This window comes from Paraburkholderia sp. GAS334, assembly GCF_050436625.1.
GTDB lineage: Bacteria > Pseudomonadota > Gammaproteobacteria > Burkholderiales > Burkholderiaceae > Paraburkholderia.
In genome coordinates this window covers 1-25,403 of record NZ_JBNDMO010000034.1, presented here as the reverse complement: position 1 = coordinate 25,403, position 25,403 = coordinate 1, and the positions used below count along the sequence as shown (strand labels likewise).

At 58.9% G+C, this 25,403-nt stretch carries 22 protein-coding genes and 2 pseudogenes; 7 read left to right on the top strand and 17 right to left on the bottom strand.

Annotated elements, in window-relative coordinates; translation table 11 throughout:
* Positions 1 to 480: 480 nt before the first annotated feature.
* Positions 481 to 1,449, top strand: a complete 969-nt coding sequence (locus tag P3T21_RS33275) for a hypothetical protein (protein ID WP_429260183.1) — start codon at positions 481 to 483, stop codon at positions 1,447 to 1,449.
* A 173-nt stretch (positions 1,450 to 1,622) separates the two neighbouring features.
* Here the strand turns inward: P3T21_RS33275 and P3T21_RS33270 are convergent.
* A pseudogene (locus P3T21_RS33270) lies at positions 1,623 to 1,837 on the bottom strand (DUF3820 family protein).
* 387 nt (positions 1,838 to 2,224) lie between these two features.
* On the opposite strand from P3T21_RS33270, the pseudogene P3T21_RS33265 reads away from it, so the two are divergent.
* A pseudogene (locus P3T21_RS33265) lies at positions 2,225 to 2,725 on the top strand (DNA-3-methyladenine glycosylase I); the annotation flags it as partial.
* A 48-nt stretch (positions 2,726 to 2,773) separates the two neighbouring features.
* Here the strand turns inward: P3T21_RS33265 and P3T21_RS33260 are convergent.
* The 12 genes from P3T21_RS33260 to P3T21_RS33205 form a co-directional block, all read right to left on the bottom strand.
* The gene (locus P3T21_RS33260) at positions 2,774 to 3,277 is read right to left on the bottom strand and encodes a methylated-DNA--[protein]-cysteine S-methyltransferase (RefSeq protein ID WP_429260182.1); all 504 of its coding nucleotides are present in this window, start codon (positions 3,275 to 3,277) and stop codon (positions 2,774 to 2,776) included.
* A gap of 36 nt (positions 3,278 to 3,313) precedes the next feature.
* Positions 3,314 to 3,988 carry an antibiotic biosynthesis monooxygenase family protein gene (locus tag P3T21_RS33255; protein ID WP_429260181.1) on the bottom strand — a complete coding sequence of 225 codons (675 nt, stop codon included), beginning with the start codon at positions 3,986 to 3,988 and terminating at the stop codon, positions 3,314 to 3,316.
* Positions 3,989 to 4,083: 95 nt separating this feature from the next.
* The gene (gene trxA / locus P3T21_RS33250) at positions 4,084 to 4,413 is read right to left on the bottom strand and encodes a thioredoxin TrxA (protein ID WP_429260180.1); all 330 of its coding nucleotides are present in this window, start codon (positions 4,411 to 4,413) and stop codon (positions 4,084 to 4,086) included.
* A gap of 149 nt (positions 4,414 to 4,562) precedes the next feature.
* Complete coding sequence (locus P3T21_RS33245; RefSeq protein WP_429260179.1) at positions 4,563 to 5,069, bottom strand: DUF1993 domain-containing protein; 507 nt, start codon at positions 5,067 to 5,069, stop codon at positions 4,563 to 4,565.
* 129 nt (positions 5,070 to 5,198) lie between these two features.
* Positions 5,199 to 6,110: a LysR family transcriptional regulator gene (locus P3T21_RS33240; RefSeq protein ID WP_429260178.1), complete on the bottom strand. Its 912-nt coding sequence runs from the start codon at positions 6,108 to 6,110 to the stop codon at positions 5,199 to 5,201.
* A 148-nt stretch (positions 6,111 to 6,258) separates the two neighbouring features.
* On the bottom strand, positions 6,259 to 7,005 hold the full coding sequence (locus P3T21_RS33235) for an SDR family oxidoreductase (protein ID WP_429260177.1): 747 nt from the start codon (positions 7,003 to 7,005) through the stop codon (positions 6,259 to 6,261).
* A gap of 380 nt (positions 7,006 to 7,385) precedes the next feature.
* Positions 7,386 to 8,030, bottom strand: a complete 645-nt coding sequence (locus P3T21_RS33230) for a glutathione S-transferase family protein (protein WP_429260176.1) — start codon at positions 8,028 to 8,030, stop codon at positions 7,386 to 7,388.
* 5 nt (positions 8,031 to 8,035) lie between these two features.
* Positions 8,036 to 8,698 (bottom strand): DUF7002 family protein, encoded by a 663-nt coding sequence (locus tag P3T21_RS33225; RefSeq protein ID WP_429260175.1) that lies wholly within the window; start codon positions 8,696 to 8,698, stop codon positions 8,036 to 8,038.
* A 126-nt stretch (positions 8,699 to 8,824) separates the two neighbouring features.
* Positions 8,825 to 9,628, bottom strand: a complete 804-nt coding sequence (locus P3T21_RS33220) for an isocitrate lyase/PEP mutase family protein (RefSeq protein WP_429260174.1) — start codon at positions 9,626 to 9,628, stop codon at positions 8,825 to 8,827.
* A gap of 43 nt (positions 9,629 to 9,671) precedes the next feature.
* Entirely contained in the window at positions 9,672 to 11,195 is a 1,524-nt protein-coding gene (locus P3T21_RS33215; protein ID WP_429260173.1) for an efflux transporter outer membrane subunit, read from the bottom strand.
* Positions 11,192 to 14,380 (bottom strand): efflux RND transporter permease subunit, encoded by a 3,189-nt coding sequence (locus tag P3T21_RS33210; protein ID WP_429260172.1) that lies wholly within the window; start codon positions 14,378 to 14,380, stop codon positions 11,192 to 11,194. The genes P3T21_RS33215 and P3T21_RS33210 overlap by 4 nt, the downstream gene beginning before the upstream one ends.
* Before the next feature lie 13 nt (positions 14,381 to 14,393).
* Positions 14,394 to 15,626, bottom strand: coding sequence for an efflux RND transporter periplasmic adaptor subunit (locus P3T21_RS33205; protein WP_429260171.1), 1,233 nt, complete (start codon positions 15,624 to 15,626; stop codon positions 14,394 to 14,396).
* A 442-nt stretch (positions 15,627 to 16,068) separates the two neighbouring features.
* Here P3T21_RS33205 and P3T21_RS33200 point away from each other — a divergent pair, with 442 nt between their 5' ends.
* Entirely contained in the window at positions 16,069 to 16,680 is a 612-nt protein-coding gene (locus P3T21_RS33200) for a TetR/AcrR family transcriptional regulator (RefSeq protein WP_429260170.1), read from the top strand.
* A gap of 112 nt (positions 16,681 to 16,792) precedes the next feature.
* On the opposite strand, the gene P3T21_RS33195 is transcribed toward P3T21_RS33200, so the two are convergent.
* A complete protein-coding gene (locus P3T21_RS33195; RefSeq protein WP_429260169.1) occupies positions 16,793 to 17,902 on the bottom strand; it encodes an alkene reductase in 1,110 nt (369 codons plus the stop codon).
* Positions 17,903 to 18,342: 440 nt separating this feature from the next.
* On the opposite strand from P3T21_RS33195, the gene P3T21_RS33190 reads away from it, so the two are divergent.
* Entirely contained in the window at positions 18,343 to 18,636 is a 294-nt protein-coding gene (locus P3T21_RS33190) for a hypothetical protein (protein ID WP_429260168.1), read from the top strand.
* Positions 18,637 to 18,962: 326 nt separating this feature from the next.
* Here the strand turns inward: P3T21_RS33190 and P3T21_RS33185 are convergent, their stop codons facing one another.
* The gene (locus tag P3T21_RS33185) at positions 18,963 to 19,550 is read right to left on the bottom strand and encodes a hypothetical protein (RefSeq protein ID WP_429260167.1); all 588 of its coding nucleotides are present in this window, start codon (positions 19,548 to 19,550) and stop codon (positions 18,963 to 18,965) included.
* Positions 19,551 to 20,557: 1,007 nt separating this feature from the next.
* Here P3T21_RS33185 and P3T21_RS33180 point away from each other — a divergent pair.
* The 3 genes from P3T21_RS33180 (at position 20,558) to P3T21_RS33170 (ending at position 22,764) form a co-directional block, all read left to right on the top strand.
* Entirely contained in the window at positions 20,558 to 21,250 is a 693-nt protein-coding gene (locus tag P3T21_RS33180; protein ID WP_429260166.1) for a nucleoside 2-deoxyribosyltransferase, read from the top strand.
* A gap of 196 nt (positions 21,251 to 21,446) precedes the next feature.
* Positions 21,447 to 22,223 carry a tyrosine-type recombinase/integrase gene (locus tag P3T21_RS33175; protein ID WP_429260165.1) on the top strand — a complete coding sequence of 259 codons (777 nt, stop codon included), beginning with the start codon at positions 21,447 to 21,449 and terminating at the stop codon, positions 22,221 to 22,223.
* 73 nt (positions 22,224 to 22,296) lie between these two features.
* Positions 22,297 to 22,764: a hypothetical protein gene (locus tag P3T21_RS33170; RefSeq protein ID WP_429260164.1), complete on the top strand. Its 468-nt coding sequence runs from the start codon at positions 22,297 to 22,299 to the stop codon at positions 22,762 to 22,764.
* 131 nt (positions 22,765 to 22,895) lie between these two features.
* Here the strand turns inward: P3T21_RS33170 and P3T21_RS33165 are convergent, their stop codons facing one another.
* Positions 22,896 to 23,819, bottom strand: a complete 924-nt coding sequence (locus P3T21_RS33165; protein ID WP_429260163.1) for a hypothetical protein — start codon at positions 23,817 to 23,819, stop codon at positions 22,896 to 22,898.
* Between the two features lie 101 nt (positions 23,820 to 23,920).
* Positions 23,921 to 24,883 carry a DUF4238 domain-containing protein gene (locus P3T21_RS33160; RefSeq protein WP_429260162.1) on the bottom strand — a complete coding sequence of 321 codons (963 nt, stop codon included), beginning with the start codon at positions 24,881 to 24,883 and terminating at the stop codon, positions 23,921 to 23,923.
* Between the last annotated feature and the right edge of the window lie 520 nt (positions 24,884 to 25,403).

Below are 25,403 nucleotides of genomic sequence, written 5' to 3'. Positions count from 1 at the left end.
GATAGAACACGGTCGCTTGGCGATCTACGACTGGAGTAACACCTTTGAGGATTCAGGCCGATAGCTTGCAACGCCGCCGCGGATCCGTATTAACCCAATGTGTGAGGCGAAGCCGTGCACATCAAAATCGTAAGGATGTTCGGCGCCATCGTCGGAGGGTGGGTAACCTGCGCGGCCACCTTTGCACCGGTGTCCGTGGCGGCACCGCGAGCGCCTTCATTGGAAGTAGTCTGGTCGGCTCCAATCACCGGCGAAAAGCCTCCTCCCGTCGGAACGACGTCTAATATCGGGACGGACACTGGACTCGTTTTATATGAAGGCGCAATGCTGCCGGATGGGCGCGTTGTGTTCCTTGCCACGCAGATAACCCGGCAAGGACGCTCTCAAGTCTTGCTTATCGACGCTGAGCGAAGCGGACCTAACGGCGGTGTTGGCCTGAAACTCGAAGACGTGCGGCCCCCGCCAAAGTCGAGTTGGCTTATGGGCCTACTAATACGCGACGAAGCGCCAAGAAAGCGAGTCATTGACGCACTGGCATTGGGACCCGACGAGGCCATGTGGGTCGGTGGCGCAAGCAATATCCATTCTGATATCGCAAGCGCGTCGCACAGCGATGCATATCTGGCGAAGCTCGACCCCGGCGGAAATCCCCTTTGGGAGCGAACCTACGGTAACGACGGCCAGAAGGATATAGAGAGCATCGCGGTGATGCCGGCCGGAGAGGTGACAATCTCGGGACATGACTTATCGAATGGCTGGCTGGCAAGGATCGCCGCGGATGGTGGGCTTGTATGGGAGCGTCACCTCGGAAAGAGCGGTTGGAACCATGACAACGTTGTCGCATCGCTGCCCGAAGGTCGGCTCGTCGTCGTCGGTTTCGAGGCGACCAACCCCGGTGCAAACAAAGAAGACTTGAACTATCTGACGGCGTGGATACTAGACGGATCAGGAAAAGAACTGTCCAGGACGCGAGTCGGAACATTTAGCTCCGATATCGTGACTGCGTTTCCTTCGGTCGCTGTTACCAGAGATGCTGTCTATATCGCAACAAGCACCAGCAATCCATCCAATGAGAAATCCGTCGCAATCGCGCGAGTGGCGCTGGATGGCAGACTTCTTTGGAGTACGGCGTTGCCCGACACCGCGCTCGTGGCAACGGGGAAAACCTCGAAATGGAAGAGTTGTCGACCGGCGCTAGCAACGCTTTCGAGCGGGGATGCGATGGTCGCTTGCGCTCTTGACGGTCAGATTCACCTGTACCAATTGGACAAAACATCGGGTGGCTATCAGGAAACCAACATTCCTCTACCCGCTTGCCAAGCGGAGCACCCGGCAGCCGTGTTCCTGATGGTGCGCGACGGGGCAACTATGGTGCTGAGCGGAACGCGTCCCTATGGCAACGTCGGGCCGAATTGCACGTGGGTCGGTCGGCTTACAGCAACCAGATGAAGGTGGTATCCGACGCGGCGCCTACTGAGATCCTTTCTTAGCGCCTACGGGTGTCCGCTTTTGCTAGAGCCGAGGGACTGCTTCGGGTCGGTTATCGCAGTCACGCTCGGCGACAAACACCTATCGGATGCGGCGGGGCCGGTGTGGCGCGCCGTGCCGATGACGCCTCAGCGCTATCCGCGTTTGCGCAGCGGCTCGATCAGGCCCCTCAGGCCGTTATGGTCCATCTCGTGCATCAGCGCAAGCAGGCGGCCGAGTTCGCCACGCGGAAATCCCTCGCAGGCCAACCAATTAAGGTAATGCCCGGTAGGTCGGCGATGAGCCGGCCGTTGTATTTGCCAAAGGGCACGACGACGGCAACAAGGTGTTCAAGGTCTGGGACTTGCATGGGCATAGGCAAATGCCACTGCGTATCGATACCCAGCGGCGTCGATCGCCATTGACCGATATCCTGAATCGCGTCGAACTGGATACAGTGGAGCCGCGCCTAACTTCCATAGGTGGAATCTGCAAAAAGGTTACGGTCGCGTGACGCCACAGGCTGCGGTTCCGCTACCATCTGTTCGGTGATTCAATTTTGGAAGCCTCAAGAGTCATGGCAAAAAACTCTGGTATTGCAGATAGTCAGATTCCTACCTCGCCGGGAGATAGCAAAGCCGTCAGCGGCATAGATCGCGCGCCATCTATCGACCCAGTCATCTGCGAAGATGGTCTGACGCGACCACCGTGGGCGGCACATGATCCCCTCCTGAGGGCCTATTAAGACACTGAATGGGGTATGCCCATTCGTGACGAGCGTGGGTTGTTTGAACGCTTGAGCCTGGAAGCATTTCAATCGGGTCTTTCATGGATGACCATCCTCCGCAAGCGCGAGGCATTCCGCCTGGCCTTCGAGCGCTTCGAAGCCGACAGAGTTGCAAAATTCACTGATCTGGATGTCGCCCGACTTATGAGTGATGCAAACATCATTCGTAATCGCGTCAAGATTGCTGCGACTATCACGAACGCGATTGCGACGATCAACCTGAGGAGAGATGGCGGCCTTGCCGATTTCATATGGTCCTTCAAGCCTGCCGCTACGCCCGCGCCGCGTACGATGGCCGATGTCCCAACCAGTTCTCCGGAATCCATTGCGCTCGGCAAAGCGCTACGTAAACGCGGCTTCACATTCATTGGTCCGACTACCATGTATGCGCTCATGGAGGCTACTGGCATCGTCGACACGCACCTCGTGGACAGTCATCGACGTGGCAGTTCAGGCGTCTGGCAGTCCTGATCTGATGAGCACGACTGCCCCTATCCGTCGATTGCGCCTTCTGTCCGTTCAGCCTCGTTTTGCCCTGCCCCAACTGGCGCCTTCCAACGACAGAAGCGTCTCCTTCGCGGCCAGGCCGCAAGTGAATCCGGTTAGTTCCCCGGAACTACCGATCACTCGATGACACGGCGCGATAATCGAGATGGGATTCCGGCCGTTGGCGGCGCCTACAGCGCGCACAGCCGTGGGGTGCCCAATGCCGGCCGCGATCTCCGCGTACGTGCGCGTCTCTCCGTAGGGAATATCGCGCAACGCTCCCCAGACCTTCTTCTGGAACTCCGTCCCGACAAAGCGCAGTCTCATGTCGAAGCACTGTCGCTTGCCGGAGAAATACTCGCCGAGCTGATCCTCCACGAGGCATAAAACAGCGCTGGCTTTGTCCTCTTGCATGGGACCCAGGCGCACCCGGGCCGGCCGCTCGTCTTCCCAAAGGATAGCCGTCAGTTCCGAATCCAACGCAACAAGTGTCAACTTTCCTACGGGCGAGCCGACAGTTTTGAATGAGTAATGCATAGCTGTAACCCTGATGAGTGCGTCGTCGCCATTCGTCTATCCGGGCGGCGCGACATCCGGATAATATTGAGGTGCTTCCCGCCGATCGTGCAGGGTGTAGTCTCGGATGACGCGAACCTGCCGGTAGCGCCGGTCGCCCGGAACCACCAGCCCGCGCTCGAACGCCGCCGCTGCAAGCTCGTTCCTCCACAGTGTGACAAGCACGACGTTACCCGGTGTCAACACGGCATCAAATACGTCCCAGTGAACCAGATCGCTCGCACTGGCCGGCAGGCCAAGAAATTGCGCGATAGCATCAGGCTTGTTTGCCTTGACCCACTCGGCGGATACGCTCGTATTCACGATTCCGATCGTGGTCCCTACGCCGACAACTGTTTCGTCGGAGCGTTGATTACTGAGGACGTAGCCATCCGGCACTCGCGTATCTCGCGTGATCTCGCCGACCCGCAAGTGATAGTCGATGAAAACCTGCTCCCGACCTTTCTCCTGCACGCCGTGATGGATCGCCTGCGTCCTCCACCGCACCAGCGCCTTCTCATCCCGCCAGTTTGACAGCGACAGGATCCAGCCGTCTCTCGTCAGACTCCGATATCGGATATTGTCGACGAATCCATCGATATGCTCGAGTTCGGGGCGCAGCAACTTCGCATAGTTCAGATATGCATCCCACTGTTCGTCCCTGGGATGCACCTCAAAAAGTACAGAGAACATGCCCACGCCTCCATTCGGTTCATTTTCTCAACGCGCGATCCGGTCCGATCAGGCATCGGCCTGGCTGCGTCAACGCTCTGCCCCTGCGAGCCCTGTCACTGGATGTTGCTATCCAGAAATGCCTTCAACTGGGACTTCGAGAGTGCTCCGACCTTCTGCGCGACGGCGCTACCGTTCTTGAAAAGAATCAGAGTCGGGATGCCGCGCACATTGAACTTCACCGGTGTCACCTGATGGTCATCGACGTTGATCTTCGCGACTTGCAGGCGATCAACGTAGTCTTCAGCGATGGCGTCCAGCACCGGATTGCTCATCTTGCACGGACCGCACCATTCCGCCCAGAAGTCGAGCAGAACCGGCTTGTCCGACTGAAGGACGTCATGCTCGAAGCTTGCATCACTAATGTGCTTGATCGACTCGTTCATAGCAAGGTTACCTCTTTCTAAACTGCGGCTCCGCCCCGTAACTGACTGGGCGATTGTGACATTCACACGGCCATCGCTGCGCTCATAACGTTCCGCGCCCAACGGCGGCTCTCAGACCACTTCGCGTCAGCGAATCACTCGATGAGCAGTTACGCATCAACGAAATTGATCGGCCCAAGGAAATCCATCTTCCCGATATTCACGCCGCCCTTTCGCAGAATTGCATACGCCATCGCGACATGGAAGTAGACATTCGGGATGATCATCTGCAGGAGATATTCACTACCCTTGAGTACCTTGCCGGGCGCCCAAGAGAGCTTCACAGCCTGTTCACCGGCCTGGGCATACTGCTCAGCCTTCATGCCTCGCGCAAACTCGACCGTTTTACGAATCCGCGCGCGGACTTCCTCGATCGTCTGCTCGGCATCTTCGTACTGTGGCGGCTTCTGACCCGCGAGCCATGCTGCCCCTGCCTTCAGATAATCGGACGCGCTCTGGACCTGATACACGAACGGCTTCATGTCCGGTGCGAGGCGCTCGGTCATGAACACGTTGACATCGAATCCTCTCTCGCCGGCGTGGCGCTCCGCCTTGTCGAGAAAAGTCTCGATCGTGCTCATGGCCTGTATGCATTGCGAAATTGCATCGTGGTACATATCGCTTCTCCTTCCTATTTATCGCCGATCGAACTGCGTTGCGCACCTACTGCGGAGACGCCTGGATGGGGTGTCAACGTCGCCAGGTCCAAGCGGTCGCCATGAGCTCCCCGATCAAACGCAACTAAGCTAAATCTTCCCAAAACCCGACAGCGACTCCCTGAGCCGTGGAACAGCAAAATCGATGAACCGGCGCAGTTTGACTGGCATCAGACTGCGCGAGACGTGAATCATGTGGACCGGCACAGGTTCGATCTCGAACTCCTTGAGGATCACTTCCAGTAGTCCTGCCCCTATCGCCTGTGCAACATCGTGCTCAAGAAGGAGAGTCACCCCGAGTCCGTCGATCGCCGCGTCTGCCGCTGCATCAGGCGCGAGGACCTGCAATCGTGCGTCCACCGGCACAGTGATGATCTTGCCCGTCTGCGGTTGCCGAAAGCGCCAGGGCGCCAGATACGGGCTGTTGAACACGACGCTTGGCACCTTCGTAAGCGCATCCGGTTCTCGAGGCACGCCATATTTCTGCAAAAATGCAGGGCTGGCGCAGACCATCGGACGTAATGACCCAACCCGCGTCGCTATCATGCTGCTATCTGCAAGTTCGCCGATACGTACGGCCAGATCGGCATGCGCGTCCACAAGATCGACATTCCTGTCTGACTGCAACAACCGGACCGAGATATCGGGAAACAGCGACAGGAACTCGTTCAGGATCGGCAGCACATGAATGCGACCGAACTGTACGGGCGTCGCGATGACCAATTCACCCCGGGGCGCGGTGAATTCGCCTTTTGCCTCGCGCTCCTGTTCGTGAACCTGGTCAAGGATCCTCCGCGCAGTGGCAACGTATGCCGTACCGGCATCCGTGAGCGTTATTTTCCGCGTCGTGCGCACCAGCAAGCGGGTCCCAAGCATCTCTTCCAGTTCGGTCACCCTGCGTGTCAGCGTCGTCACGGGCACTTTCATTTCCCGTGCTGCAGCCGAAAGACTGCCTCTGTCGACAGCGCTTAACAGCATCGTCATAGCTTCGAAGCGGTCCACGTCGTCTACCCATTCGAGGTTAAAGGGCAACATTGTATGAAATCGGGCTATCAAAATGGCCGGCTGCCCTTGTTCGCACCACACGCAGCAGCGGGCGACCGGTTCTTCACCAACGCTGCCGCGCGTCTTGCGCGAGGGATTGCAGAGATCAAAACTGCGTCAGGCCGCCGTCGACCACGAATTCGGTCCCCGTGGTGTACGACGAGTCGTCGCTCGCGAGGAACAATGCGGTTTTCGCGAGTTCGGCCGGCTCGCCGAAGCGCTTCAGGCCGATCTTCTCCGTCAACGCCGCGGCGACGCCGGACAACTGGTCTTCGCTGAGGCCCATCTTTCCGTAGAAGGGCGTGGAAATCGCCCCCGGGCTGATCGCGTTGACGCGGATGCCGCGCGGCGCGAGCTCAGCGCCCAGCGTACGAACCAGCGACCGCGCGGCCGCCTTCGTTGCGGCGAGAATCGACAGACCCGGCATGCCGATGGTGTTCAGGAACGACGTGGTCACGATGATGCTGCCGCCGGTCGGGATGAGCGGCGCGGTCTTCTGAATCGTGAAGAAGATGCCGCTGAAGTTGAGCGCAACGTTGTTGTCGATATACTCCGGCGTGATCGCCTCCAGCGGAGCAACCGTGCTGGCACCCGCGTTAGCGAAGACGACATCGATGCGACCGAACTTCGCGCGGGTCTGCTCGACCGCACGCTCGATATCGGCGACCTTGCGCACGTCCGCTTCGATCAGCAGCGCATCGCCGTCAAGCTCATTGGCCGCGGCTGCGAGCCGTTCGACGTTCGAGCCTACGATAGCGACTTTCGCACCTTCCGCGCGGAAAAGCTTCGCCGTCTCCAGGCCAATCCCCGAAGTACCGCCCGTGATGAATGCAACCTTGTTTGCGAGTTTCATTTTCAATCTCCTGTTTAGGTGAGCGGCGCCATCTGCGCGCCGTGAATTCAGATCGCCACCGGTACTGTCTGTGAACCAGAGTATCGAACCCTGCGGCTTCAAGACCAGCGAGCAGTGCAGCTCGCGTTGGATGAATCATGCCTGCCACGCTCTCTTGGGTGAATCCGGCTAACGTGGGTTACAGCTAACCAAATCCCGGTTAAATCAGAGTCGACCACTGCAGATCTCTACCCGCGCGACGGTGGGTTGAGTGGTAAGTCGCAGCCGCTGTATCGAAATAGCAACCTGCTGCTGAAGAAGTAACGGGTTCTCCGATGCCCGCCGTTCGGGTTGTGCGCCGCGGGCACGACTTTGTCGGCTCCCATGATCTGCCCGATCGCTCAAGCAGGATTATTGACGGACGGGCGTTCCGATATCCGGGTCCGCCATGCCTTGAGCGATTCACATTCGTCGGGAATCGCGATCTCGCCAATGTCAGCGAAATAGAGTCCCGCGTACACGGTGATGTCAGCCATCGAAAACGTATCACCAGCGATATAGGTTTGCCTCGACAGCACATCATCGAAGTAGCGCATGCCGGCGATCGCGCGATCTCGCTCAAGTGCTCCCCATTCCGTACGGCCCTTCCAGTTTGGCAATTTGTACGCTGCAACAGTCGGTCCCGCGCCCGGGGTGCCATAGTGGTAGTAGTTCCCCGCCGCATAGAGCAGTTCGCGTTCGCCACGCTTCTGCATCATCTGGATTACCGCCCTCTCTTTCAGTGTCGTGCCCGTCAGCACAGGATCGCCATCGAGGTTGTCGAGGTAATCAGTGATCGCGGTGCATTCAGAGATGAACGTGCCGTCATCCAGCTCGAGCACGGGCACCGTCCCTTCTGGGTTGATCGCCAGAAATGGAGGCTGTTTGTGCTCCGCCGCGGGCAGATCCACGAGAACGAACTCGACCTCGGACGAAAGGCCTTTCTCCGCCAACGCAATGCGCACGCGCAGCGGATTGGGGAAGCCTGGATAGTCGTGAATACGCATGATGGTTATCCTTTGGGTTGCCACGTGAACGAGGTTGCGGATTGTGACTTCGAATCCAGATGCGGAAATGTGTAATACCCCGTCATGTGGACATCGACATCGCGAATCCCGTCAAGCACCGTGAGTTCCTTGATCTGATCACGGCCGCCCCGCAAGCGCTGCCAATCGCGATATGTGTATTGACGCGCCGGAGAAAAAGTCGATAGCCCGCGGCGCGCCGGACGTCGAATCGTTGAGCCCGTGTTAATCGCCGCCAACTCGACCTGACGGTGATACGTTCTCGTAACGCTGAGCGTGTCGAAAACAAGAACAACGCGCTGTTCGCCGTGGCGGATGCTCGCGCGCAGGTGAACATCTACATTTCTTTCGTCCACCCAGAAGAACACGCGCTGGTTAAGCAGGCGCATCCAGTCTGCGGGTTGCAGACCATCATCAAGGCAGTGCAAAAGTGCCGCTTCGCTCAACGGGCCGCTATCTGTGATCGACGCCTCTCCGTACTCCGGATGAGCGATGGTGATGCTCGTCGGCCGCCTCACTGTTTCGATCGACTGACGTTCTGCCGCCGGAACATCGAAAAACCTGAGCAAGCTGCTCGTCGAGAGGAGCCCATGATTCCTGATGCTCGGCACCGCAGTCGGGCGGGTAATGTGGAACAGGCGCGGATGCATCGATGCGATTTCTTCAGGTGACAAGGTGATCCTCGATACGAAAAGACTTGATGCAGATCATGAACGGCAACTGGATCCAGGAAGCTCTGCTCCCAGGACCCGATTGCCAACACCTTCTGTGCCGGCTTACTTTCCGGGGAAGAGCTCCTGTAGTTGCGCGTACGGAACAAATCCCTTGTACATAGGCGCCGAGCCACCGTTCTTCAGGAAGTCCCGTGCGAGTCTTTCCGCGGTTTCCCATGCCACCTGGGCGATGCTGGTACCAGCGCTCAGGCGGCGCACCCCGAGTTTGCCGAGAGCTTCGGCGTCGGCGAGCTCCGGCCAGACCATCAGATTCAGCGGTAACGAAACGTCGTTGACGATCGCCCGAATCTGATCTGGTTGCTGTAGCCCGGGAAGGAACAGGCCGTCAGCTCCCGCTTCGGCGTAGAGATTGCCGCGGGCAATCGACTCCCCGACCAGTTCCGATGACGCCACGAGATTGCGTAGAAATACGTCGCAGCGTGCATTCACGAACAGATCGACGCCGGCGCGAGCAGTTGCCTTGCGGATGGCGTCGATCCTGGATGCCAGCAGCGATGGCTTGTCCTCGCCATCTTCGATATTGATGCCGGCGATACCCAGATCGACGAGTCGCATCACGTTATCCGCAACGATCTTCGGATCGTCTGAGTAGCCGTTCTCGATGTCGATTGAGAGTGGGACGGTCACGACACGCGCCATGCGCGCAACAACGCCAACCAGTTCGCTTAACGGGAGAACGCCGCCATCGCGATAGCCGAGAGCCCAGGCGACTCCTCCACTCGTCGTAGCAATGGCGGTCGCTCCCGCGCTTTCAAAGAGGCGGGCACTTCCAGCATCCCATGCGTTCGGCAGGCGGAGCGGCGTGGTATCGGCATGAAGTTGACGGAAAGTTTCGACAGTAGACATTTCTCTTCTCCAGATGATCAGGTTGTGAATCAGGTCCGGGTCTTTACATCCCGGCAGAAAGGTTTGTCTTTTGTGTCTCGGAGCCGACAGTGATGCTCGTAGATGCTCCGTTCGCTACGGCGGTCGGCGCATCCCATCCGCCACCGAATGCGCGGAAGACACCGACGGCCGCCCTTGCGGCGCCAGCCCGGTTGCTGTCGAGCTCGTCGCGTGCGGTGAGCAGGTCCCTGTCCGCGTCGAGCACATCCGTCAGCGTGATGGATCCGGCGCGATACGCCTGTTCGGAGAGATCACGCGCCTTGGTCAGTGCCTGCACCTGCTCCTGAATCTCGTCGACGCGGATCTGCGTCTGCGCAAGCGTCATCAGCGAGTTTTCAACGTCCTCGGCAGCGTGAAGCACCGATCGCTGATAGAGCGCCAGCGCCTCCGCATTCGCTCCCTTGGCCTGCGACACCTCGGCCTTCACCTTGCCGAAGTCGAACAGCCTCCAGCGCAACGCACCTCCGCCCAAAGCCTGGAACGCGCTTGGGCTCATGAGATGGCCGCTCAGGCTGTCGAATCCCAGCGCGCCAGACAGCGAGATCTTCGGGTAGTAATCGGAAATCGCTGCGCCGATGCGTTCGTTGGAGGCGGCCAGCCGCCGTTCCGCCGCGATGATGTCCGGGCGGCGGCGAAGCATGTCGACCGACTGGTCGTTTCCGGGAATCGCCGGTATGGAGGGAATGGCGGCGACGGTGCCGAGTTCCTGGGCGTACGTCCCGGGCTGGACGCCCATCAGCACGTCCAGCCGGTTCAGTTGCTGCTCCAGGCCGATGCGCAGCGGTGGCACGCTCGCGCGTGCCTGCTTCAGCAGCGCATCGGCCTGCGCGATTTCCCGTCCCGTCGCGGCCCCGGCAGCGTAGCGATCGCGCACGAGCTTCAGCAGGTGCTCGTCCGTGTCGATCTGGTCCTGGGCGACCGCGAGGCGGGCCTGATAACCGCGGATCTGCAGGTACGCATCCGCCGCGTCCGCCGCCACCGTCACGCGGGTGCCGGCCTGTTCCGCTTCCGCAGCCTGTGCCTCGGCGCGCGACGCGGCAGCATCCCTGCGCAACCCGCCGAACAGATCAATCTCCCAGCTCGCCGCCGGGCCGACGCTGTAGTCGCGGATGTTGCGCGAGAAGCCCGGACTGCCCTGGGCGATCGAGCCAAGCGGGCTGCGCAGGCTCTGATGCTCCGCAGTCGCCGAGGCGCCGAGATCCAGCGTCGGCAGCAGGTCGGCACCGCTTCCGGCCGCTACCGCACGCGCTTCACGAACCCGTGCGAGCGATGCGGCGAGATCCAGGTTCTGCGCCAGCGCGCGCTGCACCACTGTCACGAGCATCGGATCGTTGAAGCCCGTCCACCACTGGTCAAGCTGCGGTGCGGCCGTGCTGTCCTTCGCCGCCACTGTGGCGAGGTTGTGGAACGGCGCCAGTTCCGTCTTCGGGGCCTCGTAATCAGGGCCCACTGCACAGCCAGCCAGAATCATGCTGAGCGTCAGTACACTCAGAACCGGCTTGATAGCCATTTGAGCGATGCGATTCATTTGGATTCTCCACCAATGATCCGTTGGAAGTAGCTGTGGGTGGTCTTCTTGCCCGCGACCCGGCGGATAAACGTGTAGAAGGCCGGAGTGAAGAGAAGGCCGAAAACCGTCACGCCGATCATCCCGAACAACACGGCTGTCCCAAGTGATTGGCGCATTTCGGAACCCGCACCGGTCGCGATTGCGAGCGGAGCCACACCCATGATGAAAGCGAACGACGTCATCAGGATCGGGCGCAGGCGGGTCTTTGCTGCGCTGACTGCAGCCTCTTCCGGCTCGGCGCCGTGGTCCTCCGCCTGCCGGGCGAACTCGACGATCAGGATTGCGTTCTTCACCGCAAGTCCGACCAGCACGATGAAGCCAATCTGAGCCAGGATGTCGATGGGCATACCACGCATGTGCAACCCGCTCGACGAAGCCAGCAAGCACATCGGCACGATCAGCACGATTGCCAGCGGCAGCTTCCAGCTCTCGTATTGCGCGGCGAGCACAAGGAAGACGAACAACGCGGCCGCAGCAAAGATCGCCAGGGTCGGCGTGCCCTGCTGTTGTTGCTGATGAGCGAGATCGGTCCATTCATACGAGATACCGACCGGGAGCGCCTGCTTCGCGAGCTCTTCCATATGCTCGATTGCCTGGCCAGACGCATAACCCGGAGCTGCTCCACCCATCAGCTCGGCGGCGGGGAACAGGTTGTAGCGCGGAACCCGGTATGGCATGGTCCGTTCGTGCAGCGTAGCCACCGTACCGACCGGCACCATTTCCCCGCTAGCATTGCGCACTTTCAGCCGCAGAATGTCTTCCGGCGTCTGACGGAACTGACCGTCACCCTGCGCCAGCACCTGGTAGGTACGACCCAGATAGTTGAAGTCGTTGACGTACTGCGAACCGAGGTAAAGCTGGAGCGTGGAGAACACATCGCTCGGCGTCAGGCCGACCTTTTCAGCCTTGACGCGGTCGATATCCGCGTAGATGTCGGGTGCGCCCGGGTTATACAGGGTGAAAACGCTGTGCCCGAAAACCGGATCCTTGTTGGCTGCGGCCACCAGATCGTTCGCTGCCTTCGCAAGCGCCTGAGGTCCAAGATTCGAACGATCTTCGAGCTCCATCTTGAAACCACCCGCACTGCCAAGGCCCTGGACGGGGGGCGGCTGAATGACGATGACGTACGCGTCCTTGATGACCGACAGGTTCTTTTGCAGCTTGCCGAGCATTGTTGCTGCATTCACACCCTTGACATGGTGGCCGTACAGGGAGGGCAAGCCGATGTAGATCGTGCCGCTGTTGGAAGCAACGGTGCCGGTAACCACGTCGAATCCACTCGTCGGCGATGTGTGCTCGATCCCCGGCGTCTTCAGGATGATGTCGTTTGCTTCACGCACCACCTTGTCAGTCCGCTCGAGACTCGCACCAGCCGGCAACTGGATGATTGCGGCGAGGTAGCCTTGATCCTGCTCCGGAATGAAGCCGGTACTCATCTGTGAGAACTGGAAGCCGGTGAGCGAAACCAGCCCGACATAGACGGCGAGGATAACGGCCGTCGCACGAACGAACCGACCCGTCATACGTCCGTACTTGTTCGAGAGCCAGTCGAAGCCCGTATTGAACCATCCGAATGCCTTGTGATGAAGACGGCCAACGGCGCTCATCTTCGTGTGATCCTCAGCGGACTGGTGCGGCTTGAGCAGGATCGCGCTGAGTGCCGGGCTGAGCGTCAGCGACACCAGCATCGAGATCACCGTCGAAGCCGCAATCGTCGTTGCGAATTGCTTGAAGAACAGGCCCGAGATGCCGGAAATGAACATCGCCGGCACAAAGACTGCGCAAAGCGTCAGCGCGATAGCGATCAGTGCTTCGGATACCTCATCCATCGTACGATGGGCTGCCTCACGCGGCGACATCCCAAGGGCCATGTTGCGCTCGACGTTCTCGACCACGACAATCGCATCGTCAACCACAATGCCGACCGCAAGGATGAGGCCGAATAAAGACAACTGATTGATCGAGATACCGAATGCGGCGAGGATCGTGAAAGAGCCGACAAGCGACACGGGGATGGCGATCACCGGAATGATCGTCGCACGCCAGCTCTGCAGGAAGGCGTAGACGACACCGATCACGAGCAGGATGGCGATGGCGATCGTCTTGATCACTTCGTCGATCGAGTTGCTGACGAAGGTAGTCGGGTCATAGATGATCTGGTAGTCCAGCCCCGGCGGGAAGGTCTTCTTGAGCTCCTTCATCTTGGCCAGTACTTCGTGCTCCACCGTCACAACATTCGAGCCCGGGACTGCGAACACCCAGAACGGAGCCGACGGGGAGCGGTCCGCGTAGGCGATGCTGCCGTAATCCGTCGCGCCAAGTTCGACGCGGCCGATGTCGTGGATACGTGTGACGTGGCCCTGGTCGTCCGACTTGACGATGACGTTGCCGAATTGTTCGGGCGTGGTCAGGCGGCCAAGCGCTTCCACGTTGATCTGATATCCAGCCTTGCCTTGTGCCGGGACCGGAGGCTGGTTCAGCACGCCCGCCGATACCTGCACGTTTTGCGCCCTGAGAGCCGAGAGAATCTCGTTGGCGCTGATGTCGTGCACGGCTGCCTTGTCAGGATCGATCCAGATACGCATCGCGAATTGCCGCTCGCCCAACGACAGCAGATCGGAAACGCCAGGCAACCGCGCAATCTCGTCCTTGACATGAAGGATCATGTAGTTGGAGATGTACTGCGAGTCGCGCGACCCATCCGGTGAATACGGGTGGATACCCAGCAGGTATGCCGGGATCGTCTTCTTGACCTGCACGCCCTGTTGCTGCACTTCCTGCGGCAGGCGAGACAGCGTGTCCTGCACACGGTTCTGCGTCAGCATCTGCGCGATGTTCATGTCGGTGCCGATCTTGAATGTCACGGTGATGTTGATGAGCCCGTTGCCGGTCGATTGGCTGCTGATGTAATCCATGTTCTCGACGCCGTTGATCGCTTGTTCGAGCGGCGTCGCAACGGTGCGCGCGATCGTGTCGGCTGATGCACCGGGATACGCAGTCGTGATCTGGACAGTTGGCGGGACGATATTCGGATACTGGGCTATGGGCAAAAACTTCATTGCCACGAGACCGAACAACGTGAGGAAAATACTGATCACAGCGGCAAAGCGCGGGTGATCAATGAAAAAATGGGCCAGTTTCATGATTCGCTCCGCCTTAGCCTTGATCAGATCCGAACTGGATCGAGCCCGCGTGCGGGGACACCTTCGAGCCCGGCTGCGCGTACGGTATGCCGTCGACAATGACCTTGTCGTTCGGCGTCAGCCCCGACCGGATAACACGCAGGCCACCGCGCATATCCCCCAGCTGAACCTGCTTCGGGGTCACGATATCGTTCGGCCCGACGGTGAGCACGATGTGATCGGATTGGTCCGGCAGAACCGCAGCATCCGGAACGAGCAGCGTCGGATGAGGCACCGTGACCGCCAGTTGAACGCGCGCGAAACCGCCCGGCGTCATGAGCAGATTCGGATTCGGTACGATCGCTCGCGAGTGGATCGTCCCGCTGGAGCGGTCCAGCGCGTTGTCGATGAAATTCAGCGTACCGGCATGGGTGAACGTGGACTCATCGGCCAGCGAGATATTCACCTTGTCGGTGAGCTGATCCTTCTGCTTTTCGCGCTCACGCAGGAAGGTCATGTAATCGCCTTCGCTCATGTCGAAATCCAGGTAGATCGGGTCGAGCGAAACGAGGGTTGTGAGGAGCGTCGTCGGGCTGGTTGCGGCCCGGCTGCCGGCGACGAGATTGCCGACCGAAACCAGGTGAGTGCCGATGCGACCCGTGAACGGCGCGGTGATCTGGCAGTGGTCCAGGTCGAATCGCGCATCGCGAACCTGTGCCTTCGCGTCGTCCACGGCGGCTTGCGCTGCCAGCTTCTCGGCGTCGCGCTGCTCCACGTTTTCTGCAGTGCCGGCATCGGTGCTCTTCAGCATCTGGGCGCGCGCCAGCTCACGCGTGGCCAGATCGAGGCGAGCATTCGCACTTTCGAGCAGCGCAGTCGCCTGGCTCATCTTGATCTGGTAAGGAACCGGATCGATATCGAACAGCAAGTCGCCCTTATGGACGATGTCGCCGTCCTTGAAGTGGATCCCAGTCAGCGTGCCACCGACCTGTGCACGGAGTTCGACCTTCTGGACGGCCGAGAACTGGCCGAGAAAACCGAGGCGGGTATCGAGATTTCGCTGCAGCGGCGTGCTGATCGCGACCGATGGTGCCGCCGGTGCTGCACTGGGAGCCGCAGAGTTCGCCCCCCAATGCATCGCCACCGCGCTGGCTACGGCTACGGCGACGAGAGCCGCCCCTGACGCGATCCAGATTTTGCCCTTGCGCTTGCCCGGCCGCCGGACCGGGATCGTTCCGGCCTCCAACTCGTTCAGATTGTCGTTCATCGTGTTCCTCGTTCAGTCCTGGACATGTCTGCATCACCGCGAGACGTTGGGTGCGGCGCTGCGCCCGATATGTCGACACGCTCGTTCGGCTTTCCCGGCCCTGCTTTGCCCTGCCCGGTAAGCTTACGAAGTATCACTATCTGGCCGTAAAGATAAGACTCATAATCTAAAACGTCAACTTTTTAGCTTATGAATTTTTACTATCTTTAATTTTAGATAAGAGTAATAATCTAAATTAGAGACGAGAAGCCCCGCCAATTGGCGGCTTCACAAACAATGGAGGCTTCATCTGCACTAGAGTCGGGCCGTGAATGATTTTGTATGACCCCATTTTTAGATAACAATCATCATCTAATCTTGCTAAGATCTTGCTAAGATGGAGATGTTCTAAAGGAACACGTCGAGACAAATGGCCCGGCGTGCGGTCGAAAGGAGTAACAAGATGAAGAAGTCGAAAGCTGAAGCCGCGGAGACGCGGAAGCGGATCCTTGAAGTCGCTGCGCAGACCTTCAGGAGCAAAGGAATTACTGCGGCAGGCGTGGCAGAGATCATGGCGGGCGCTGGTCTGACTGTTGGTGCGTTCTACCGACATTTCACATCCAAGGAACAGCTGATTGCCGAAGCATGCGCAACGAGCATGGACGTGCTGGTTGAATCCGCTGAGGCGGCAGCCGGAGGCGGTCAGGCCTCGTTCCTGAAGCACCTGGAGGATTTCCTGTCTGCCGAATATCGTGACGACACGCTGGGCGGTTGCCCTCTGGTTGCGATGGGCAGCGAACTGGTACGGGCTGACACGCAAACACGTCGGGCAGCGTCGCAGGGCTTCGAGCAGCTAATCGACATCGTCGCTCGGTGGACGCCGGCCGACGATCTCGCGTCGGCGAGAGACGAAGCGATGTTTACGCTCTCGGCAATGATTGGCGCGGTCACGATGTCGAGAATTCTCGATAATCCGGAACTCTCGGACCGGGTCCTCAACGTGACGAGGCAGCGTTTGACCAATCAGTCCACAAGGCCACAGTCGAAGCGCGCGAAGTCCACCGTCACGTCCTGAAGAGTCGACAGATGTGCGTTGAGATTTTGCTGGCTCATCCTTGTCAGCCGATTTGACGGCCCGCTCGACGGGATGGTGATCTGTCCATCCCGTCGGGCGGCTGGAAGCCTGCTCAGGCCTCGCATTCCTCCGTCGTGTCGTCGTAGAACGGATAGTCGGTGTATCCGATCTCCGAACCGCCGTAGAACGTGGAGCGGTCGTAACGATTGAGCGGCAAGTTCCGACGCAACCGCTTAGGCAGGTCTGGATTGGCGACGAAGTGGCGCCCGAAGGCGATCAGGTCAGCGTCTCCGGCCTCGACAATCGCCTTGGCGAACTGTCCATCGAAACCGCCAGCCGTGATGAGTACGCCGGAGAAATGCTTGCGCAACTCTTGCGTAACCACCGGTGTCTGTTCTTCGCTTCCTTCTTCGGCGAGCCATCGCGGCTCGATCAGATGCAGATACGCGAGATTCAGCGTGTCGAGCTGCCGCGCCACGTACTGGAACAGGCTATGTGGATCGCTGTCCGCCATTTCCCCAAACGTGCTGCTCGGGCTCAGGCGCACTGCAACACGATTGCTTCCCCAAACGGAGATCACTGCTCGCGTCGCATCGAGAAGCAGCCTCGCACGATTCTCGAACGAGCCGCCGTAACTGTCGGTGCGCTTGTTACTGCCGTCCTGGAGAAATTGGTCGAGGAGATATCCGTTGGCACCGTGCAGCTCGACGCCGTCGAAACCCGCGGCAAGCGCGCGCTGCGCTGCGGCACGAAAACCTTCCACGATCGCCGGGATCTCTTCTATCTTCAGTGCACGATTGGGCGTGGCAGTGACCCAGCCGCCTGACGTATGTGCCATGGTGCTATGAGGCACTTCCGACGGGCCGACGGGCTGGTCATGATTCGGTCGCAGATCGGCATGCGACTGCCGACCCGCGTGGTAAATCTGCGCGAACACTTTGCCACCCCTAGCGTGAATTGCATCCGTTACGAGACGCCACCCGGCGATCTGGCTGTCGTCATACAGACCTGGCGAGCCAAGGTATCCGTTACCGTCCGCGAGCACTGCAGCCGACTCTGTGATGAGAAAACCGCCCTCCGACGCGCGCTGCCCGTAATACTCCACCATCAGCGCCCCCGGCACGCCACCCGTTTCTGCGCGTAACCGCGACAACGGCGCCAGAACAACGCGATGCGAAAATTCGTGCGGCCCAACCTTAATATTCGTGAATAGCTTCGACACAGTGTTCTCCTGATGTGATTTCGATTGCCTCGTTGATCGACTATCGAACGCTGGCGGTCTTCCGATTCCTGCTTCGAGAGCTTGAAATCTGCTGGCGCCTGATGCGAACTCGATAGATGGCAGTCTATGGATGTCGAAGCCAAAGCAGAATCCTGGTAGCGCGGGAAACATTTCCCCACTGGATGGGGATATGGAGAATCCGCTGGCCGGCGATCAGAGGTGCGGCGATCTCTTGGCGCCACGTCAGAGTATCTACCGGGCATATTCGACCTACACGAACCTGGTTGCGGGGATCGGTGACAGTAATGCTGCGCGCAGGTCTCTGCTGCAATCAGCTATCCAAGCGGCGTCGCTCTTACGCAGTCTGGGTAGATGTGTTCGCCAACTGGAGGGCTAGATGATGGAGCTTCAGCGCCTGCGCTGCTTCGTTGACGTTGCGGATGAATTGCATTTACGACGCGGCAGGACTGCTTGAGTTTCTTCGGGCGCATGGCACCGGGAAACCGGAAGAGCCAAGCTATTACTACAGCAACCTGGGCGCACGTCTGCTTGGCTATGCGCTCGCGAACCACGCCAATATGCCGTTCGTCAGCTTGCTCGGTGAACAAGTCTTACGTGCGCCAGGCATGACAGAATCGATGCGGTCGAAGCCGGCGTGGAGCGCTGTGCCGATGGCGCCTGGTTGGCACTATAGATCCAAGACGACCGAAGCTCGTGAAACCGGCCGCTTATAACGATCAGACGCCCAGTGGATAATGCTTGGTGGGGGGAGCCGATCGGCTCCCTGCTCTCATGTCGGGCGGCACGCGGCCAGCCAGAGACGTTCAACCAGACCGTCACGCGGACGTTCGGACGTCCGCTCCACCCCAAACAAGCGACTTACGCTCGCGATCATATCGATCGACGCTCGCCTCCCCGTGCCACCACGATCATGTTAATGGCGTCGGTGTCCGCCAGCATCACGGGGCACCGGCGCCCCCCGTATCGCGATCCAATCGTCAGGCTGGAGGCGCGGGAATTAAAGGACCGGGAGCCTGCAAACCTTAGCGACGTGAACCCATCAGTGGCTCGACTCGCGGAAGCCAGAGACCACGACCTTTTTCCCCTCAAAGTACTCTTGCACACCTTGCTCGCAATTCTTTGGACACGTTGTACCGTCCTTGGCAGCGCCTGACACGGTGACCGCCCTGTAGACAACGGATTCGATGAGCGTCCCGTCGGCTGCGACGACGATGTTCAGATCAGTTTCGACGCCGGCTGGCACGGCTCCGCCGGCGTCATAAAAGATTTGCATGGTGCCGGTGCAATCGGAGTTCACCGTGTAGAGGCCGTGCTGGGCCGAATTGAATGTCGTCTTTCCCCCTTTCGGCAACCCGCCGATCATGCCGAAGTCGGTGCGTTGAAATCCGCCCGTACCGTCGAACGTCACCAGGGCGACGTCATCGAGGATCGACGGGGCGGCGTACGGATGCAACACACCATCGGCAGTTTTTAATCCAAGAATCTCTCCGTGACCGATAAACCCAAACGGTCCCTTTAGCGTTGCGTTCGAGCAAAGGCCGTCGTGGTCGCCGGCCTGCGCGGCGCCACTGAGCGAGAGAAGTGCAACGGCGGTTGCTGACAAAATGCTCAAATGCTTGATCTTCACGGTCATCTCCTTGCCAGCGAATCGGGCGATTAACATCACGGCGCGCAGGAGCCTATTGCCTGGCTGGATTGGGCACCCAATTCAAAATGAAATTCAAAAAGGCCGCAGTGAATCCTGGCTGCCGCCGTTTGCGGAGGAAGCAATGAGGGAACGAGTGGCCGTCAGTGCGGCCGGGTGTTCTGGAGTGTGAGGCGAGAAAGCCGAGGTGCGGGCCAAGTAATGAACGGCGAAACGCTTCACCAAGCTGTTATTTTTCGCTTGGCGTCGGCAGACACGCGCAGAAGAGGTGCACGAAAGCCCGCGCAATTGTGACTTCGTGAGTCAGCCACGCATTAAGGTCGCATAGCAAAAAATAGTGTAATCCACGATCTTCGCAGGTGCCAGATAGATTTCGGACAAAATGACAGGCGCATTCAGCATCGTGCGGTGCGAATAATGCGCTCGCACCGTGTAGCGAATGCCTGCGGAGGCTTCAAAGGTCGGCCAGCACGTAGGCGAGGATGGCCGTTGCACCCTGGAAGCTGCCGTTGACGTGGCCTCCCGATCATCGTCCGCAACGGGTCGGGAATGTGAGTTCATCAATGCAGGAAGCTGCCGTCCGCCTGCTTGACGCTGTCACCGTCAGCAATCCGCCCCATTGCGGACGTAGAACCCAGTCCTCCGCAACGGCAGCTCTGGCCGATGAAGGAGCGTTCGTCTTTGACAATCGTATGGCCGGTTACGGGGCGGAGCCGACGCCTGAACGTCCGACCGACGACGCATGTGAACGGCGGTCTGTGGCCGAACCCGGTCGACCGTTAGCATCGGTTACATCCACTCGTGAGTCGGAAACGGGATGCGCGCAAAGTTTCAACGGCCGAACTGTGGCGCGGGCGTGTCGATCGCACGAACTTGACTCCGCTTCGCTTCCGTTAAGATCGGGTCATCGTATTAATGGACGGAGAGATCGTTGGATGACGCGCGTAACGAGTAAGCAGGCCAGTCTGGTGGATCTCGCAGATTGAGGAATGACGCCCGAGGAAATATCGGCAAATATCGGGACGCCGACAGGCACAGTCCGCGCACAATTGACCCGGATCCAGCGAAAAGTGCGAAGCGGCGATTTCTCCCCTCCTCCACTTCCCATCGAACAGATAGCTAGTCGCAAACGGATCTACCTCGCGGGCTTCGATGTTTTTCGCACCGATGCGATGGAACGCGGCCACTACCTGCGCGAGCTTTGCGCGTCGTTCGGTTTCGAGGCGACGTACCCGCTCGATGCGAACGTGCGGGATGGTCTTTCGCCAACTGAGCGCGCGACCTGGATCTATCGGTCGAACATCGAGGCGATACGCGCGTGCGACATTGTGATGGCCAACGTCGACGACTTTCGCGGACCAGGGGAAGCGGATTCCGGAACGGCCTTTGAGATCGGATTCTCCGCGGCACTCAATAAAGACGTTTGGGCGTACACCACCAACGAAGGGACGGTCCTGGACCGGGTGTCGTCACAGCTTACGTCGATGGGCGCGTTTTGCGAGCGAGGCTTCCTCGTTGAGGACTTTGGCCTGTCGAAGAACCTGATGATCGCGTGCGCAGCACGCATTGTTTCGGGCGACGCTGCTACGTGTCTCGCGGAGATGGCAACGAAGTACGGGATGGAAGGCACCCCCTCCCTTTATAGACCTGCTGGCGAATCGGAGATTCGCAGCACGGGGTGATGTCGCCAATTCAGTATATAAACACACTATGGATACGGTATCTCTCTGGTTGGACAATCCGGCTGCAGCCTACAGGGAATGGCAAGCGCACCATGCCGCCGGCGCAGACCGACGCCCATTCACTGCGCGCTCGGTCGTGCAGCACACGGCAATGTTTGACCGCTTCCTGCGATATCTCGTCGCGCGAGGTACGACCGTGGCCGCGTTCGACTCTGCCCATCTGGAATCCTTCTTCGCGGACGTCGACAACCGGTGCGCGCCGGGGACCACTACGCACGTGCGCTACGCAAAACTCGTCGATCGCCTGTGCCGATACCTCATGGAGTCAGGCGTGCGTAGAAGCAATCCTGCCGCTGACTTTGTTCGCAAGGAGCAGTGGCCCGAGGATGAGCCACAGCCCCTCTTTCTCGACCCGGCGGCCGACGAAAGGCTCCAATCTCACATCCAGCCGCAGGTCACCGACAATGATCGCGATAAGCGGAATCGAGCCATCGTTGCGCTGCTGTTGGGCACGGGCATCGCTGCGGGCGAGATCCGCGTAGCACGCGTTGGCCACCTCGTGATCGACGCAGTACGGCCGCACATCCTCGTTCCAAAGCGCGGTGCGCGGGCGGAGCGCAAGGTGACGTTGCAGGGATTCGCGATCGCGGCGCTGGCGCGCTGGTTGCTAGTGTCCCAATGCGACGAGGCGGAGCAACTGCTGTTTCCAGCTCCGAAGGCCGGAAAGCCGATGAATGACATGCTGTTAGGGATTATCGTCCGCGAGGCATTGGAGGCCGTCGACTTCCGCGCGCCTGACATGAGTCCGCGCATATTGCGGAACACATACGCGCGTCGACAGCTACTCGGCGGCCGCAGCAATGAGGACGTGAGTCGATTGCTCGGGCTTGTCAGCCAGCGTACGGTGGTTCGGCTACGAGCGACCATCCAACCCGTCTCAATCGAAAGTTCGGATACCGCTCTATCGACTTGACTTCTCGTACCGCTCCGTAGGCTGGTTTTGCCGGTTCGTCCGAATCGGCATCATCAACCCAGCAGGAGTGTTTATGCCGTTTCGAAGCCCATTTGCGGATGTCGTCTATCCCGACGAATCCGGTGTGCCCTGCGCATTGCAATACCGGATCGCAATCACCGACACACCTGACCGGCTGGCGGTGATCCATCTGCGTCACACGGATCAGACGTTCACCAGTCCCGCCGACTCGGCGATCGCTCGGGATCACACTCTCAATCGTATTGCCGAAAGCGCGTTGCACGGTATTCCCGTTAAAGCGCTCCGTCTTGTTGTCGAGGATCTGCGCGGCGCGGCGGAGTACGCTATCGAGGCGGATATCGACGACTACATTCGCCGGGGGAATCCATACGAGTCGAGCCATGTTAAGGCAGCTGGATCGCGCGTTCGCGAGAGCATTTCTATTCGATCTGAAAGTATCGTTGCGGGCCGAACTCGAGTGCAGACGGTACATGCCATCCCCATACCGACGTCGGCAGAAGTGGCCCACGCTCTAGCCTGACCGTTCCCGTCGCAACCTTGGAAACGTTGCGACGGTCAAAAGCTCTTTTCCTATTTGGTAGCGCCAACAGTTTTCCTATTCCAAATACACAAACAGCTCGCGCGGGAGGGTTCGCGCAAAGCAGCACGGCATTATGATGGAGTTACCCTTTCATTTTTTTTGCCCTCAGTCTTTCCACCCGCGCCCCATTGGGCTAAGACTCCCGTACCGGGCGAACGTACAGCAATCTGGCTGAGCTTCACGGACAGGACGCACTGGTTCCAGCTTTCCTCATAGGGATGATCGAGCGTTGCGCCCCGAGTACTTTGCCTGCAGTAGATTGCATGACCGTCGCTGCTCTTGAGAATCGTGCCTTCGACGTCCATCGTCAAACCTTGGGCCGCAGCTCTTGCCGCGTCGGGTGCGAGCTTGATCGTCTTGGATATTGTCCGATAGACGGTTAGCTCTTTCGTCGACTCCGGGAATTTCCCTAACACGCCTATATACGACCCGCCGACGGTACCAATCCCCAGAACCCGGTAGGAGACGGGGGTGACCTCTTTGGTCACGCTGAATGCGTTAGCTTCCAGCTTCGGCTGCCCGTATGATGCCTCTTTCGCAAGAGTGAGATACTCCATGGCCGGCGCATCCTGGCCGGTTCCATAGCTGGAATCCGGATATAGGGAGACTGAAAACTCCTCCTTTGATGCGTTGTAGTAGTAACTCGGGTTCCTTTGGCCTTTTTCATAGGGAATGGAGACCTTGAAACGCCTTCCAACCAACGCCGCGTCGTTGAACCCTTTATCGAATTCGTCCGGGCGATGGTAGTCCATGGCGGCATGAAGATAGTTCGTTAGCGTTTCGCTGTCGAGGTCGCCTTTCGGCAATGCCAACGGGTCCCGTGATGCAGACGGTGGCTCTCCCGGACTGGAGGCAGGGCTCGCGCTTTCCTGAACAGGAGCAGCGGGCTTGGTGCACGCACCCAATGCAAAAGTGACGAGCACCGTCGTTAGAAGACACTGTGCGCGGCGCTTAGAAACCGCGTCCTCGAGCAACACGTCGGTCAGCGGTTTCATTTTTCTGTTCATGGTGTTGAGTAAAAATAAAGTCGTATAGTAGAAAAAACAAAGTTGTATAGTGCTGCCCGCCCTAAAAGCTGGGATTCGGGAAGCGTTCGTCATGGCCTCAGCAACGTGGACAGCAGATCCTGCCCATAGCGCAAAGCGAGGTGCTGGTCGAAGAATCGAAACCTGTTGTTCTCGGCATAGACCTGCCGACCTGCATAGAAAATTGTCCGCGAGTTGATACCGGCGACCGCATCGACAGGAAGCTCGATAGCACCAACGCGACCATCGAATTGCCCTCGAATCGCCAAGGATTTTGAAAGCGTACAAAACACTGACGTACCTTTAAGTCCGAACCCCGGAGGGTAAAATCCACCTTCCATTTCCTTATCGTCCCAGCATAACGTGACGGGATGGTCCGAAGTCACAAACCCCCCAGAGCCAGGCGCCGCCCTCATCACGACCCAGCTGCGTCGATGCAGGAGGTTGTACACCGTGGTCAGTGACTTGAGTTCCTGTTGAACGTGTTCGGTCGTGAGCACGGCGATGGTGTAGTCACCCCGCTCAACAAACTCCCTGACTTCCTCGAAAGTGAGGTCTGCTGCGCCTTCGACGCCGGCCTCTGCGGCCTTGTGCCTTTGTGAATCCCAACGCTGTCGATTTTCAACGGCAAGCTCCATCAGTCTGCGGGTTGTCTGTTCCTTAAACTGGCGCATGGCCTCTCTGCGGTTCGGATTTCGCACTGCCAGCAGGGCAACCAGTTCGAAAATGAGCCCGCGGTCGGCATCGTCCTGAAAATCACCCTTGTCATCCATGCGGACCAACGCCGGTGCCAATTTCGATTCAAACTCCGCGTAGCTAGATTCGATCAGGTTAGGGTCCTCACCGTCGATTTCGATCCTGTTGAAGTCACGTTCGGCAGCGACGTTCTGCGGCGTCGTGACAAAAGCACGCTTGGCCGCCGAGTCAACTACATACAGCTGTGACTTTTTGCTGCGGTTGCGAGCGAACCCTTTGAGATAGCACTGGGGAACGTAATGGTGTTTTCGGGCTTGCCCGCCTTCGTTGCTTTCCATGGCATATCCGTGGTTTGGCCCTTGACATGATGCTGCCTGATCCGAAGCGTCGGCAATATCGTTTCGATTCCCTTCATGCATTTCATGCGTGTCGCAGTTATCGATAACCGCGCAAAATGCGGCCCATTTTTCGGTAGTTTTTCGTTCAAAATCAACAAGGTTACTATACAACCACGTTGCAAGACGTCTATCCACAACCGAAAAACGCTTATAAATCAAAGGCAGCGCTATACAACTTTATTTTTGTTCAACATCATGTTCGTGTTTTCCTTGCTGTGCAGCGAGAGCCGCTTTTCCTATCCGTCGAGCAGTTATTGGCAGTGTGTATTGAGGGTATTGCCTAGCGCGGTGGTTGTGCAATCCACTGCCGGCTTGACGGCGGGCACAGCGGTTGCCGCTCGTGCTGCGGCTTGCGCCTGCTGCTGTGGGGCCTGTCATAAATTTTGTGTGTAAGGCATAACATGTAGCTCAAGGAGCATGTATGCCACGCAAACCCAAGACGAGCCCCGAGGCCCAGACA